The 15,359-nt window shown below is 44.0% G+C and carries 13 protein-coding genes; 10 read left to right on the forward strand and 3 right to left on the reverse strand.

Annotated elements, in window-relative coordinates:
• Positions 1-468, reverse strand: coding sequence for a CBS domain-containing protein (locus MNR06_RS15140; protein WP_243537269.1), 468 nt, complete (start codon positions 466-468; stop codon positions 1-3).
• Between the two features lie 256 nt (positions 469-724).
• Between MNR06_RS15140 and mraY the strand changes: the two genes are divergently transcribed.
• From mraY to murC, 6 genes are all read left to right on the forward strand, one after another.
• Complete coding sequence (gene mraY / locus MNR06_RS15145) at positions 725-1,801, forward strand: phospho-N-acetylmuramoyl-pentapeptide-transferase (protein ID WP_243537270.1); 1,077 nt, start codon at positions 725-727, stop codon at positions 1,799-1,801.
• A 3-nt stretch (positions 1,802-1,804) separates the two neighbouring features.
• Complete coding sequence (gene murD / locus MNR06_RS15150) at positions 1,805-3,193, forward strand: UDP-N-acetylmuramoyl-L-alanine--D-glutamate ligase (protein WP_243537271.1); 1,389 nt, start codon at positions 1,805-1,807, stop codon at positions 3,191-3,193.
• A gap of 117 nt (positions 3,194-3,310) precedes the next feature.
• Complete coding sequence (locus MNR06_RS15155) at positions 3,311-3,685, forward strand: hypothetical protein (protein WP_243537273.1); 375 nt, start codon at positions 3,311-3,313, stop codon at positions 3,683-3,685.
• Positions 3,686-3,794: 109 nt separating this feature from the next.
• Positions 3,795-4,931: a putative lipid II flippase FtsW gene (gene ftsW / locus MNR06_RS15160; protein WP_243537275.1), complete on the forward strand. Its 1,137-nt coding sequence runs from the start codon at positions 3,795-3,797 to the stop codon at positions 4,929-4,931.
• Between the two features lie 6 nt (positions 4,932-4,937).
• Positions 4,938-6,008: an undecaprenyldiphospho-muramoylpentapeptide beta-N-acetylglucosaminyltransferase gene (murG, locus tag MNR06_RS15165; protein WP_243537277.1), complete on the forward strand. Its 1,071-nt coding sequence runs from the start codon at positions 4,938-4,940 to the stop codon at positions 6,006-6,008.
• A complete protein-coding gene (gene murC / locus MNR06_RS15170) occupies positions 6,005-7,366 on the forward strand; it encodes a UDP-N-acetylmuramate--L-alanine ligase (protein WP_243537278.1) in 1,362 nt (453 codons plus the stop codon). The genes murG and murC overlap by 4 nt, the downstream gene beginning before the upstream one ends.
• Positions 7,367-7,413: 47 nt before the next feature.
• Here murC and MNR06_RS15175 read toward each other — a convergent pair whose 3' ends face one another.
• Complete coding sequence (locus tag MNR06_RS15175; protein WP_243537280.1) at positions 7,414-9,852, reverse strand: tail fiber domain-containing protein; 2,439 nt, start codon at positions 9,850-9,852, stop codon at positions 7,414-7,416.
• Between the two features lie 158 nt (positions 9,853-10,010).
• Positions 10,011-10,394, reverse strand: coding sequence for a hypothetical protein (locus tag MNR06_RS15180; RefSeq protein ID WP_243537282.1), 384 nt, complete (start codon positions 10,392-10,394; stop codon positions 10,011-10,013).
• A gap of 232 nt (positions 10,395-10,626) precedes the next feature.
• On the opposite strand from MNR06_RS15180, the gene MNR06_RS15185 reads away from it, so the two are divergent.
• The 4 genes from MNR06_RS15185 to MNR06_RS15200 all read left to right on the forward strand — a co-directional run bounded on the left by MNR06_RS15185 (position 10,627) and on the right by MNR06_RS15200 (position 15,334).
• Positions 10,627-11,373, forward strand: coding sequence for a cell division protein FtsQ/DivIB (locus MNR06_RS15185; protein ID WP_243537284.1), 747 nt, complete (start codon positions 10,627-10,629; stop codon positions 11,371-11,373).
• A gap of 235 nt (positions 11,374-11,608) precedes the next feature.
• Positions 11,609-12,862 carry a cell division protein FtsA gene (gene ftsA / locus MNR06_RS15190; RefSeq protein ID WP_243537286.1) on the forward strand — a complete coding sequence of 418 codons (1,254 nt, stop codon included), beginning with the start codon at positions 11,609-11,611 and terminating at the stop codon, positions 12,860-12,862.
• 64 nt (positions 12,863-12,926) lie between these two features.
• Positions 12,927-14,588, forward strand: a complete 1,662-nt coding sequence (gene ftsZ / locus MNR06_RS15195; RefSeq protein WP_243537289.1) for a cell division protein FtsZ — start codon at positions 12,927-12,929, stop codon at positions 14,586-14,588.
• On the forward strand, positions 14,588-15,334 hold the full coding sequence (locus tag MNR06_RS15200) for a UDP-2,3-diacylglucosamine diphosphatase (RefSeq protein ID WP_243537291.1): 747 nt from the start codon (positions 14,588-14,590) through the stop codon (positions 15,332-15,334). Before ftsZ ends, MNR06_RS15200 begins: the two co-directional genes overlap by 1 nt.
• Positions 15,335-15,359: the final 25 nt, after the last annotated feature.

The following is a 15,359-nucleotide window of genomic DNA, read 5'->3' on the forward strand; positions in this document are numbered from 1 at the left end:
TTATATTCCCGCCTGACCTAGTATGTAGGCAGTTCTTTGCAGGGCAGGGTTGATAAGTATTTCATTTAATACCCAACCGTGTCCCGCATCATCCCGTTTCAGCATTTGATCTAGCAAGACCATCATATCTTCAGTGGTTGCAATACCAATGACCTCATCGTCTTTAGTAATCAGATAAGCAGAGATCTTTTCTTCAATCATCGCTTCAACCACAGCCTTAATAGGCGTATCTTCGCTGAAAGTGCGAATGGGTGTGGTCATTACTTTTTCAACAGGCGTGTTAGTGTTGGTTGCACGTAAAAGATCTCGGTCAGAAAGCATTCCGACGATGAATTCTTCTTTTTCATCCATCACGGGAAGATGACGAATCCAAAAGTTCGACATCAGTCGATAAGCCTCAGCAACTGTGGCTCCTTGATTGATTGTGATAAGCTTTCTGCTCATGTGGTCTTTTAATGCGATTCTCACACAATCCTCCTTCGCTGAAGCTTCCGCCTTCGCTAAAGCTTCGGCGGACAAGTCGGCGATGATAGAGTCCGCCAATTAAAATTTTAGCATTGGTGACTGTGAAAGTGGTGAAGGTTGCTGGGCTACACTGGATTGGTAAAAATTCAGTTAAATCATATACTTATAAATCTTTTCTTGCTTTCGTCTAGGTGCCTGTGCTAAACCCTTAAAGTTCCACAGAAATTTAAATTTTGCATCTAGAGGGGATGAACGCAGCATGCTTTACCAATGGCTCTATTCAATGGCCGACCAGTTTTCTCCATTGAATGTCTTTAGATATATTACCGTTAGAACTTTCATTTCTTTTTTCACTGCCTTTTTGTTGTGCTGGATGTGGGGGCCTTACTTTATCAAACGCCTGCAGAAAAAACATTTTGGCCAAGCCATTCGTGACGATGGTCCTCAAACACATAAGAAAAAAGCGGGCACACCTACAATGGGTGGTGGGTTGATTCTACTTTCAACTCTGATTCCGTGTTTGTTGTGGGTTGATATGGCAAATCCATTGGTGTGGGCGGTGCTTATCATTACTTGGGGTTTTGGTCTGATCGGTTACATGGATGATTGGCTTAAAGTAAGTAAGAAAAACTCTAAAGGTCTGTCTGGAAAAATCCGTCTTGCTGGCGAGTTCTTGATTAGCGGGGGTGTGGTCGCAGCCCTGGTTCATTTTTATGGTTTAAACACGATCGTGACTGTTCCATTTATCAAATCTGCAGGTTTGGACCTGGGATATATGTATATTCCATTTGCTTCGTTAGTGATCGTAGGAACAGCCAATGCCGTGAACTTGACGGATGGTCTTGATGGCTTGGCGATTGTGCCTGTGATGATTTCAGCGGCGACATTGGGTTTGTTTGCCTATGTTAGTGGACACTTTTCGATCGCAGCTTACTTGCAAATCCCCCATGTGATTGGCGCTGGTGAATTAACTCCGGTGGCTGCGACGATTGTTGCTGCAGGCATGGGGTTTTTGTGGTTTAACGCCTATCCCGCGCAGGTCTTCATGGGCGACGTGGGATCACTTTCTTTGGGTGGCTTCCTAGGTTCTATGGCCGTGATCACTCAAAGTGAATTGTTGATGGTTGTTCTTGGCGGGGTGTTCGTTGTTGAAGCTCTTTCAGTAATCACTCAAGTGATTTCGTTTAAGATGACTGGTAAGCGCGTATTTAAAATGGCGCCGATCCACCATCACTTTGAATTAGGTGGTTTAACCGAAACGAAGATTATTGTTCGTTTCTGGATTATTTCTATTTTGCTTGCAGTTTTAAGTCTTGCGTCCCTGAAATTGAGGTAGGAAATGTATAAAGAGTTTAGTGAATTAAAAGATAAAAGAATCCTAGTAGTAGGTTTGGGTAAAACAGGAGCGTCTTTGGCGCACTTCCTGACTAAGCATGGTGCCCAAGTAACGGTGACGGATCACAAATCAAAGCCTGAACTTTCAACTCAGCTTGAACAGTTGGGTGATCTTCCTATCAAGTTTGAATTAGGTGGTCACAGCCCGAAGACTTTCATCGCTCAGGATTTGGTGGTGTTGTCTCCAGGCGTTCCAAGCAATCTAAAGATCTTTGATTATGCCCGTTCGCAAGGGATCAAAATCACAGGTGAGTTTGAATTTTCTGCAGGCTTCATTAAAGAGCCGATCATCGGCCTTACTGGTACCAACGGTAAAACGACAGTAGCAAGAATCACTGAAGCAATCTTGAAAGAATCTGGTGTAAAAACTTGGGTTGGTGGCGCGAATGAAAAGCCACTTGTCGATTACTTGCGCTCTGAAGAAAAAGCTCAAGTGGTCATCGCTGAAGTTTCAAGCTTCATGCTTGAACACTGTGACACTTTCACACCAATGAACATCGTGTTCACGAACTTGGCTGAAAATCACTTGGATCGTTATCGTTCCATGGAAGAATACGTAAACGCAAAACGCCGTATCTTCAAAAATACCAACCAAGCGACAACAAGCATCTTGAATGCGGACGACAACGCGGTTGTTGAATTAGCACGTGATCCAGCGGTTCAACGCGGAAGAATCTTTTACTTCTCTCGCAAGCCCGCTTTGGAACCACAAATCATGAACATCGGTGGAGCAGTGAACATCGGCGATGAAATCCGTGTTCGTACGGGTCCAGAGATCGAAAGCTTTTCAATCAAAACGATGAAAATGCGCGGCAAACATTCTGTTGAAAATATCATGGCGGCGATTCTAGCATCGCGCGAACACGGTGCGACTCGCGAAGCCGTGCAAAAAGTTATTAATACTTTCAATGGTCTTCCTCACCGTATTGAATACGTTCGTAAAGTGGGCGGGGTTTTGTTCTACAACGATTCGAAAGCAACTAACGTACACGCTGTACTTCGCGCTTTAGACACTTTCGATGAAAACGTGATCTTGATCGCCGGTGGTAAAGATACCAATTTGAATTACGAGCCTCTGCGCACGGCAGTTAAGCGTAAGGTCAAGACTTTGATCCTGGTCGGTGAAGCGAAGGAAAGAATCAACCGTGACCTTGGGGACTTCTCTGAAACGTTCCTAATCGGTACTTTTGAAGAAGCCGTTCTTATTGCTTACCAAAAGTCTAGGATTGGTGACACAGTTCTGCTTTCTCCAGGCTGTTCAAGCTTCGACATGTTTGACAGTTTCGAAGAGCGCGGAGATTATTTTAAAGAGATCGTGAGAAAGTTTCATTGATTCCGGCCCGAGGGCTAAATTAGTGAGCTAATTAAGTTAGCAATTAATTTTCTTCCGACATTCTATTTAAATATTAAAGGGGCCGAGGTAGGCCCCTTTTTTTAGCCAGGAGGGCCCGTGTTTTCTCAACGTCTATTTATTCTCGCTACTTCATCTGCTTTGTTGTTATCAGGTTGTGCTTCAGGCACTTTCAAAGCCCGCCAAGAACAACGTGAAAAAATGGCAGCTAGCACAGGTATGTTCTGTGAATTCGTAAGTGGCGATCTTCATCCTGACGTTGACGTTGAACTAAGCATGCAAATGGCTCGTCGTTGTGACTCTGCAAAAAATTTCTCTATCACTAACTACAAAAATTCTTCTGATCAAGCGGGCGTGATTTACTGCTGTTCAACTGTTGGTAAAAAAGCTGCGAACTCTACTCCGGCAGCAGCGCCGACTTCTTCTAAAAAGCCATCCACTCAAGACAACGACGACGAAATTATTGCTGATTAGTCGTTACTAATTAGACTGCACTGCGCGGTCTAGCTTTTCTTGGGCCTCTTTGAGAGTCATAGACGATAAAAAGGACTTCTGATTAACTTTGATCTAGGAGTCCTTTTTTATGTTGAGATATTTGTCTAGCAGCCTGTTTCTTGCCATCATCGCTCTTCTTGGAATTGGTTTGGTTCAAGTTTATTCGTCCAGTTTCATTTTCGCGATCGAATCCTATGGTGACGGACTTTTCTTTTTTAAAAAGCAGCTATTTTTTGCACTTCTTGCCTTCGCAGTTTTAGTCGGGACGATTCATATTCCTTTTCGCTATATCGAAAAATATGGCTGGTTGATGTGGTTCGTATCAAGCCTTGCGGTTGCCGCGACCCTCATTCCTGGTATCGGGGTGAAGGTGGGTGGAGCGATCCGTTGGATTCAATTGCCTTTGGGTTTCCGCATGGAACCAGGGGAGCTATTAAAGATTTCTTTTACGCTTTTGTTCGCAAGTCTCTTGGTAAGAAAACAAAACTATCTTTCCCGTATTAAATGGCACTGGCTGGCCTTGTTTGTTTTGGCTCCTTTAGGGTTGTTGTTAAAGCAACCTGACTTCGGAACCTTCGCGATCATTCTGATGGTCGCTGTGACTTTGCTTTTTGCCTTTGGTTTACAGTGGAAGTACATCATCGCTTCTATGGCCGTCATGATTCCCGCTTTTTACTTCTTAGTTATGTCAGTTCCTTACCGCCGTGCCCGCGTTCTTGCCTTTCTTGATCCTTGGGCGGACCCTGCTTCAAAAGGCTTCCAAGTCATTCAAAGTATGTTGAGTTTCCATTCAGGCGGTTTAACGGGAGTCGGCTTAGGGCAAGGGCAAGGAAAGCTTTTCTTCTTACCAGAAGCCCACACCGATTTCACTATGGCCGTTTTGGGTGAAGAAATGGGTTTTGTCGGTTTCGTTTTGATTTTAGCATTGTATGGATTTGTGGTTTTCCGTGGAATTCAGATTGCCGTGAAAGCAGAAGAAACATTCAAAAGAGCGTTGGCTTTAGGTTTGTCAGTGACTTTTGGGCTAAGTGTCTTTATCAATGCGGGCGTGGTGATGGGCTTGCTTCCTACTAAAGGTTTGACGATGCCGTTTTTAAGTTACGGCGGAAGCTCTTTAGTTTCTTTGTGCTTTATGTTCGGTTTGATTCTCAATATCGAAAATTCGTTTGAAGAAGATAAGTTTTCTCGCCGTTTTGGTTCGCGATTTGATTTGCAGCGAAAGTGATTATTCATGAGTAAAAAAACTATCGTGATCGCAGGGGGTGGTACCGGCGGTCATATTTATCCTGGGATCGCAATTGCCCGGGCTATTCAAAAATTAGATCCCAGTGTCGAAATTCATTTCGTCGGCACTTCGCAAGGTTTAGAAACCAAGATCATTCCTCGCGAAGGTTTCCCTTTGCATTTGATTGAATCTGGTAAGTTGAATGTTCGCAGTCCTTGGCAAAAGCTAAAAACCCTTTTGAAAATTCCTTGGGGTTTTTGGCAATCGATTCGCTTATTAGGTCAGTTAAAGCCTTTGTATGTTATTGGTGTTGGCGGTTATGCGTCGGGTCCATTTGTGTTAGCTGCCAGCATGATTGGTTTTAATACTGCAATCTGGGAACCCAATGCAATGCCAGGAATGGCCAATCGCCTGTTATCAAGATTTGTTGATAAATGTTTCGTCGTTTTTAACGAAGCAAAAAACTATTTAAAAAGCGACGACATTTTGCAAACCGGAATGCCGGTTCGTGAAGAAATAGAAAATGGCCAACGCGATGAAACCCGCGATTCAAAATTCCATTTGTTGTCTTTCGGTGGCAGCCAAGGTTCACGAGTTATCAATTATTGTCTTAGCGACGCCATCTTAAGGGGCGGAGAGTGGACTCAAGATCTCTCTGTTGTTCATCAGTTAGGACAATGGGACTTCGCCACGGTATCAAAAAAATATGACAACGCCCCTTGCGAAGTTCATCCCCATGAATTTATTTTTGATATGCCCAAATATTATGGATGGGCTGACATCATTGTTAGCCGTGGTGGCGCAAGCACCATTGCAGAGGCGGCCGCATTCGGAATTATCCCTATTATCGTACCTTTGCCAGCAGCCGACGATCATCAGCAAAAAAATGCTGAAAGTCTTGTCGCTAAAAATGCGGGGCGTATGATCTTGCAGAAAGATTTGACTCCAGATAGGTTGATTTCTGAGATTCAAGTGTTGCGCCATGATCAAGCATTGCGCGAGCAAATGGCGCAAAATATTAAAAAGTTTTATATTCCTCAAGCAGCGACTACAATCGCAAAGGAAATCTTGCAATGAAGCTTCAGCACGCCAAATTTCATTTTGTAGGTGTCGGCGGAATCGGTATGTGCGGACTTGCAGAGTTATTGCATAATATCGGAGCTAAAGTTACCGGCAGTGACATTGCCGATAATGCCAATACGGAACGTCTTAAAGAAATGGGCATCAAGGTTTTTAAAGGGCACGCTGCTTCCAATGTAGGGGACGCTGACGTTGTCGTTTATTCCAGCGCCATTCAATACGGGAATCCAGAAATTTCAGAGGCTCGCGCTCACCAAATTCCATTGATTCCTCGCGCGGAAGCTTTAGCTGAAATCATGCGTTTAAAACGCGGTATCGCTGTAGCGGGAACCCACGGTAAAACGACGACGACTTCAATGACGTCAGCGATCTTCTTAGAAGCGAACCTTAGCCCTACAATCGTGGTGGGTGGTCGCTTTGAATTGATCAAATCAACAGCGATGCTGGGTAATGGTGATTGGTTGGTGGCTGAAGCAGATGAATCAGATGGAAGCTTCCATAAGCTTTCTCCTGAAATCGCGATCATCACGAATATCGATTCTGATCACTTGGATCACTTTAAAACTTTTGAAAACTTGCAAAAGAACTTCTATGACTTTGCTTTGAAAGTCCCGTTCTATGGCAAAGTAATAGCATGTGGTGATGATCCCATTATCCGCTCTATCTTTGATAATTTCCAAAAGCACATCTTGTTCTATGGCTTTGGTGAAAAAAACGATCTGATTTTAAGTGGCGAAAACGGCCAATATAAATTGCATCGCAATGACCTGCTATTAGGAACAAAGCACCTGGTGGGTGAATTTAAATTAAATGTTCCAGGTCGTCATAATGCTTTAAATGCAGTGGCTGCGATCTGCGCGGGTATGGCAGCGGGTATTCCGTTTGCGACTTGTGCTAAGGGCTTACAAAGATTTGAAGGTGTTGACCGTCGCTTCCACTTTAAAGGTGAAAAACGCGGCATTAAAGTTTACGACGATTACGGACATCATCCGACGGAAGTGCGTGCCGTCTTGCAAGCCTTCCGTGAAAAATATCCGGATCAACGTTTGGTTGTATTCTTCCAGCCACATCGTTACACAAGAACGCAACATTGCTGGCATGACTTTACGACGGCATTTATGGAAGCGGACGAAGTTTTACTAACTGATATTTATCCAGCGGGTGAAGCGCCAATTCCAGGTGTGAACAGCGAAAAGCTTGCGCAAGAAATGAAGCATGAACATGCACAGTATTTCTTACGCGACGATAAAGCGACGCAAAAAGTTTTGGGCATTTTAAAAGAAGGCGACGTGTTTGTGACCCTGGGGGCCGGGGATGGCTGGAAACTAGGATTGGATGTTTTGAATCATCTTTAGTCAAAAATAAGAGCGAAAATGAAAAAGGGACGGTAACGTCCCTTTTTTTATTGGCAGAATGGTGCCGACCGATCCTGTTTGCATAGATATTCAGTGAGGGTTCTTTGTTTATCGGTTAAGTCCTGATTTTGTTTTTTAAGCGCTGCGATTTCTTTTTTCATAATCGCGACTTCCGCGTTTTGATGTTTTAATGACTTCCAAATTTCTTTTATAGATTCCGTTATCAATGGAATAAACGAAAAGTAACCAACTTGTTTATATTGGGTCTGTTCATCTTCGTGAACAGCTTCCGGCAGAATTTTTTCAACTTCCTGAGCGATGTATCCTGTGTGGCGAGAACCATCACCGTTGATCCACTCATAAGTTTTTGCATTTAATTTTTCAATGACACCCAAAGCTTCAGGTCCGCTGATGGCTGCAATATTTCTTTTTAAGCGCCCGTCTGAAGAACATGCAAAGCCACCATTGTTCGGAACAACCGTGCAGGATTGGGCCCCTGAATTATAGAAGCGGGCGACAGTAGCTGTTCCACTCATGTAAGTCGCATTGGTGTTTCCGAAGGTGGTAGAACCGTCCGCTTTTGCATCGATAATTGTAAATTGCGTACCTGCCGTAGATGATCCCACAATTCTAAAGCCAACACCTTTGTTTGCATTTCCGTCGAAGCTGGCATCGGTCCAACCCATGGCCTTTGCACCTTCATAGTTATTACCTGATGAGTTTGCCGTGTTAAAGGAAATCGTTCCAATAGGGTTGTTTCCTCCCACCACGGTTTTTGCAGTATCAGTGCCCCCATAGGTGGCCATGCTAAGAGTCGCTCCTCCGCTTGTATAGGTTCCACGATAGTGATTGATATTTACATAGGTGCCCTGGTTGCTGCTGTCTCCAGCTTGATTATAGTTAGAGAAAAACGCGGGATAAGGGCGATTGGTTCTGCTAACAAATAAATCTAATTCAAATATCGCAAGTCCGTTATAGGGATTTAAATAAAGTAAATCCTTCCATGCCCCATTTCTTTTTGATGAAAAACCGATGGCCGTGTCTTCAGAACCTTGCGTGGATGATCCACCCGAAGAAAAGTAAGTGTAAAAATCTGCCATCCCAAAGGTCCCGGCAGAGTTTCTTAAAATAAATTCTCCACCGTCAGCGAACATGTCGCCTCTAACAAAGAAATCGCCATCACCTTCAAGTAATGCGCTATCTTGATTGTTCGCTCTTAAATAGAGCACTCCGTTTGCGGTGTTGTTTCCCAATTTGGCAGTAGCGCCGAAGTCCGTTTGACCACCGTTAATGAAGGCCACGGGACTGATATCGGCAGAGGCGATGGTTCTATAAGAGGCAGCACCGTTGCTTCCATTCGGTGCAGCAAGAAATGTATTGGCTGTTCTTGATACAGAGTTGGTAACTTGTGAATCACTGATGGCGACACTAGCGCAGGCATAAGTATCGGTGATTGAAGTGTAGACTAGAGTTGTGTTGGCAGCACAAGCAGATCCCGTAAATTGCTGGGCACCGCTTGAGGTTTTTAGGTCTGCAATGTTGAAATACCCTGGTGTCCATTCAGTACTGAATTTTAAAACATGACCCGAAGACGGGGTTGCTGAATTAACAGCCTGTCCTTGAATTTTTAAAACTTTGAAAGCCCCTAAATCAGTCACGCTAAGATCGCCTGAAACAGCGCGAGCCGTAGCGACGTTAGAAGAATTACCGACGTAAATATTCGCCGAACTTAAGGCAGTACTTTGTTTGTTGTTGAATGTTGTCCAGTCAGTGCTTGTTAAGTAACCATTCTGTGCATTTGTAGCTGCTGGTATCGATAATGTGCCTGACGAAATTGCTAACGGGGCATTCACGCCAGTGACAGCTCCGCCGCCGCCAGCTGGGGTAGCGCACGACAGGTTTGTTCCATCATAGGTTATAAAATCATTGGCATTACACGCAGCCATTCCATTTTTTAAAAAGAAATCGGCCGGCGAATAAGAGCCCAGTTTTTCTGAAGTGGAAGAATACGCAGCAAAAGGGACCGAACGAATTTCCATGTCAGGAGAAATTGTATTCCAAGAATTACCATCAAAGAATTGAACCTTTAAAAAACGTTTTTCACCGGAAGTAGGCTGATAACAAGTAGCACTAGCCTGGCCTTTGCAATAAAAAGATCGGCTGTTATTAAAAGCATCCGCAAGTTTAAATCCGCCAGCATAAAGAGCCGTCGTGTCGGCAGCAATGGGGTATTGGACTGTTCCTGAGCCAATTGAGACATCGAAGATTCCATTTGATCCAGTAAGATCAACAGTGGCAGAAAGCTCTTCGTAAATGATCTTTCCAGTTGCATCCTTGATTGAAAATCGAAACTGAGTGGAAGCATATTCCAAAGGGGTACCATCAGATTTCAAGATGCGACCTTGATAAGTTAAAAAACTTGGCGAGGCGCCTGCTATTGACAAAAACAGAACAAAAACGATTCCAACCAAACCAGCTCTGCACATACGTACTCCAGGTATTGGTTAACTAACGGTAAAATTGATCTTAGTTTGTATACAGAATCTTGTTGATGAATGTTTTGTAATAGGCAAGGCGTACTACTATGAGATTTTTTAAAAAAAGCCTTTGAGGAAAGGGGAATCGAACTGATTCCCCTTTTTTATTATTCCACTACTTTTACTAAGTTAGAGCAAAGAACTCTCTTAGTGTTTAAGAAAGCCTTAGAAGTGTAGGAAGCGCGAACCGTCTTACCTTCTTCGCGGGTTATAGAAAGGCGAGCGCTCACGTGGCCATCGCTGCCTTTAAGAACGATAGGGCTTACATTCTGAGCAAAAGCATCTTGGATATCCAATGGATCTACTGAGAAACCAAAACCGTCGCGTTCAAATGAAAAGCTAATGTTGTTGTTTGCAAGGTCAAACACCACTGAACACTCAGCGCCTTTTTGAGTGGTTCCTTTATAAGTAATTTTTTTGAAATGATAGCTGGTAGCAAATGCATTCGCCGTTAGCAGGGTTGTTGCTAACATTAAGATCGTTTTTTTCATAGGACGCTCCTGTATAGTTTTTAGACGAGTAACAATTGTGGGCGGCACTTCAGCCGCTCCGAAGTAACTCATTCGTTTAAAATGTCTCCGAGGAGGCATTCATCACTTTCTATGCCAGATAACTCCGAAAATGGCCGAACGGCCTATGCCTAGGTCGGGTTGTTGAAAAGTCGTACTCTCTTTTGGTCCTTATTGCTAATCTCAAAGTGACGACAGCAAAGGATTTGCGCGGATGAAGAAGCTCGTTTTACAACTCATCTTTGGATTTATCATTTTACCTGGGACCCTTGCTGGCACTCTTTACTATTTAAATAAAAATGGTTTCTTTAATATCTCTAAGATCGAAGTGGTTTTAGAAAATCCCACGCCAGGCCAAGAGCAATTCTTAAAGCCGAAGGTGGATGAAGTTGAAGAAGGTTTAAAAAAATACAAAGGTCTATCTTTGTGGAACATTAAACTTAAAAAAATCTCTCGAGAAATCTCAGCGAATAACTGGGTGGACGGTTTAAATATCAAACGCAGTTGGCCTTCAACGCTGCAAGTGCGCTTGCGCCCTCACGAGGTAAAACTTCTGTTTCTAACAAAGACTGGAAAACTTGTTCCTATTATAAAAGACGGAAGCTTTTTAAATCCTGTTGATGCAAAACAAGCTCCAGATGTTGCTTTGCTTGAAGGAGAAACTTTCGTTAAAAAATCCGCGCTTAGAAAAAAAGCTGTGGATGTGATTGAACAAATTCCTGCTGAAGGATCGTTCAGTAAAAAAACAATTTCTGAAATTCGTCACGACAACAAAGAAGGTTTTTGGATGACTCTGATTAAGTCAGGCATTCAAGTGAAAATGGGTGAAGATCAAGTGGCACTAAAGGCTGCACGAGTTTCACAAGTTGTCGACTATCTTGATTCCCGCCAATTTGACGCGCGCGTCATAGACGCGAATCTGTCAAAGAAAGTCCTTGTCAGGTTGCGTAAGGATCCCTAAGCTTAAGTCTGGAGGACAGATCAAAGTCGGGTCGAGCCGCCTTTGATAGCTCTTAAAATGATTTTAAGAGGTCCTCAACTTACTAAAGGTAAGTCAAAAAGTATCAGCCGCAAGGCGGAGGTGAGTCCCCGCAGCGGAGGTGTGGCAGCGCCACATCGGAGCGAGGAGACCCGCCGACAACGCAGTCGGATGATGCTTTTTCACTTACCTTACAGGCATCCGCGAGGACTTAAGGATGAGTACATCAAACAGACCGAAAGTACCGGTATTGGCTGGATTGGACATTGGTTCCACTAAAGTTTCGTTCGTAATCGGAACAGTCAATCCCGACGGTAAATTAGAAGTGGCAGGAGTAGGCACAGCTCCAAACACCGGCATTCGCCAAGGTGTTGTCGTTAATATTGAAGCCACAACTGAATCCATCAAAAAAGCTAAAGAAGAAGCAGAATTAATGTCAGGCTATTCCATCTCTGAAGTATGGGTTGGAGTTGCTGGTACACATATCTCTTCATTTGATTCCAAAGGCATGGTTGCAATTAAAAATCGCGAAGTCACAGCTTCAGAAATTGAGCGCGTGATTGAAGCAGCTAAAGCTGTCGCTGTTCCTGCGGATCGTACAGTTCTGCACGTTCTTCCAAGAGAATTCAAAGTCGATGGTCAAGACGGCATCACCGATCCAATCGGAATGTCAGGCATTCGTTTAGAGGCGAATGTGCACATCGTGACTGGCAGCCAAAGTGCTATCAACAATTCAGTTAAATGCGTAGAAAAAGCAGGCTTGAAAGTAGCGGGCTTGGTTCTTAACCAACTGGCTTCTGCAACAGCGGTTATTTCTAATGACGAAAAAAATCTGGGCGTGAGTGTTGTCGACATGGGTGGCGGCGCTTGTAACGCTCTTTATTTCGTGAATGGCAGTGTGGCGCACTCTTCAACAATTCCAGTGGGTGGCCAACACTTTACTCATGATGTGGCTGTGGGTCTTCGTACTCCGCAGTTCGCAGCTGAGGATCTAAAAAAGAAGCATGGTTGTGCCATGGCTTCTATGGTGAATGAAAACGAAACAATCGAAGTCGAAGGCGTGGGCGGACGTAAGGCGCGCGTGATTCCACGTAAAGATCTTGCGGATGTGATTGAAGCCCGTGCCGAGGAGACTATGAACTTGGTGGCTAATGATCTTCGCATGAGCGGTCTTATGCCAATGCTTGGCTCAGGCATCGTTCTTACAGGTGGTGCAAGCCAGCTGGATGGTCTTGTCGAAATGGGTGAGTTTATTTTTGATATTCCAGTTCGCAGAGGTGCGCCTCGTGAAATTGGTGGCCTGACTGATGTAGTGAAGTCTGGAGAATTCTCTGCAGCGGTCGGTCTCTTGTTACATGCATTGGGGCAAAGAAAAGATTTGCATCAAGGCAACCAGCAAGAAGTGAACATTGGCGAATCGCTTGATGGCATCACTAAGAAGATCAAAGATTTTTTTGGACAGATTTTTTAAATTTATTACGCGAGCGCCGCTGTAATGCAAAATGGCGCACAAACTTTTTTTGGGGGAGAGAAATATGTTTGAGTTAGAAGAAAATATCAATATCGGTGCAAACATTAAAGTCGTAGGCGTAGGTGGTGGCGGTAGCAACGCTGTTTCCACAATGATCGAATCTGAAATGACGGGCGTAGAGTTCATCGTTGCCAATACAGATATTCAAGCTTTGAATGCAAGCAAGGCCCCTAACAAAATTCAATTGGGCATTGATTTGACTAAAGGTCTTGGCGCAGGTGCAAACCCGGATGTGGGTCGCAGAGCTGCGATTGAATCATATAATGAGATTGTTGAGAAATTGGAAGGCGCGGACATGGTGTTCGTCACTGCGGGTATGGGTGGCGGAACTGGTACAGGTGGCGCTCCGATTGTTGCGAAGATTGCGCGCGAACTTGGCGCATTAACAATCGGTGTTGTCACTAAGCCCTTCCTGTTTGAAGGTAAAAAACGCGGTAAACACGCTGAAGGCGGTTTGCAAGACCTTAAGGAAAACGTAGATACTCTTATCGTTATTCCTAACCAAAAACTTCTTTCTATCGCAGCTGAAAGAACTCCACTTCTTGAGACTTTTAAAAAAGCGGACGAAGTTCTTCTTCAAGCGGTTAAAGGTATCTCTGACCTAATTAATATCCGTGGTTTGATCAACTTGGACTTCGCAGATATCCGTACTGTTATGTCTTCTAAAGGCATCGCGATCATGGGTACAGGTGCCGCTAAAGGTGACAACCGTGCGGTTGAAGCAGCGACGGCAGCGATTTCTTCTCCTTTATTAGAGAATGTAAAAATCGATGGCGCGACTGGCATTATCATCAACGTAACTGGTGGTACGGACCTTTCTTTATACGAAGTGAACGAAGCTTCTACATTGATCACTGAAGCTGCTCACGAAGACGCAGAAATCATCTTCGGTGCGGTTATCGATGAATCAATGGGTGATGAAGTGCGCGTAACTGTTATCGCGACAGGTTTTGATTCTCACGATGTGAAACTTGTGAACGACATGGCTCAAGTTAACCAAATGCAAAATTTCTTGAACCAACAAAATGCGGCTCACTTTGGTCAAATGCAAAACATGAACAACATGAATATGAATTCAATGAACATGAATTCTATGCATATGCCGCAAATGCCACAAATGCCAAGCATGCCGCAAATGCCTCAGTTCCCGCAAATGCCGGTAATGCCAACTATGCCACAAATGCCTCAGCAACAAATGGCAGTTCCTGCAATGGAACTTCCACCGATCGCTGCGGTTCAGTCGCAAGTGATGAATTTTACGCAACCTCAACAACAGGAGGGTCTCTCGGCAACCGTAACTGAGACTGTTGTAGTTCCTCCAGTAGCTCCAGTGACTCCACAAGTGGCACAACAAGCTGCTCAGAACACGATAGCTCAAATGCCGGTTCAAGAGATGGCAACTCCGATTCAACCACAAGTTGAAACGGCAGTTTCTCCTCGCGATATGTTGCTAGCCAAAGCTCGCGCTTTTAAAGAAAGCCAAGATCTTAAAGCACGTCATACCAACCCTGAACAGTTGTCGATGAACGTGGATCATGAGCAACAATCTTTAGAAGAAGCGCGCCGCATGGCTCGCGAAGTATTGAGCTCTCCATTTTCTAGCCAAAACCTAGAAGTTCCTGCTTTCATCCGCAAGAAACAAGGTTTTGAATTGAATAAAGAATAGTGGAAGCCTGGTTTTTATCGGACATTCACTTAAAAGACGCAGAAGAGCGCAATGGGAAAATCCTGTTGCGCTTTTTGCGTTCTTTGCTGGCGCAAAATCCTAAACAGGTTCACCTGTTTTTACTGGGTGACATCTTTGATTTATGGGTTGGCGGTCATGACTATTTCGCCGAAAAGTTTAAAGACCTGGTCGGCGCACTTAAAGATTTAAAAACTGCCGGCGCCTCGATCACTTTCATTGAAGGCAACCATGATATGCACATCGAAAACTTCTTTCAAAAGAAGTTGGGGATTGATGTGTTTGTCGAAGCTCAATACTTTAAATTTGATGGCATCACAGTTCGTTGCGAACATGGTGATAAGATCAATCAGAATGATATCGCTTATAAACGCTATCGTGCGTTCGTGCGTAATCCTTTGGTAAAACAATTAGCGATCCATCTACCTGGACGCTTTTGGAACTATATCGGGGAAAAGGCTAGTAAAAAAAGTCGCTCTATCAGCGCCCATTACCGCGTAAAAAATGAAGACTTTTTGATCACGATGATTCGCGATCACATCGAGGTCGCTTATAAGCAAGCACCTTTTGATTATATTATTTCAGGTCACATGCATGTTTTTGATGACCATGTGGTGAACGTGAATGGCCGCCCGGTAAGATCGGTGAACTTGGGGTCGTGGTTTGAAGAAACTGTGAAAGTGTTTCGTATTCAAAACGGCCAGGGTAGTTGGGTAATATTAGATTAAAATTGTAAGTAAGCCGAGGTTAGAA

The organism is Bdellovibrio reynosensis, assembly GCF_022814725.1.
In the GTDB taxonomy this organism is placed as follows: domain Bacteria; phylum Bdellovibrionota; class Bdellovibrionia; order Bdellovibrionales; family Bdellovibrionaceae; genus Bdellovibrio; species Bdellovibrio reynosensis.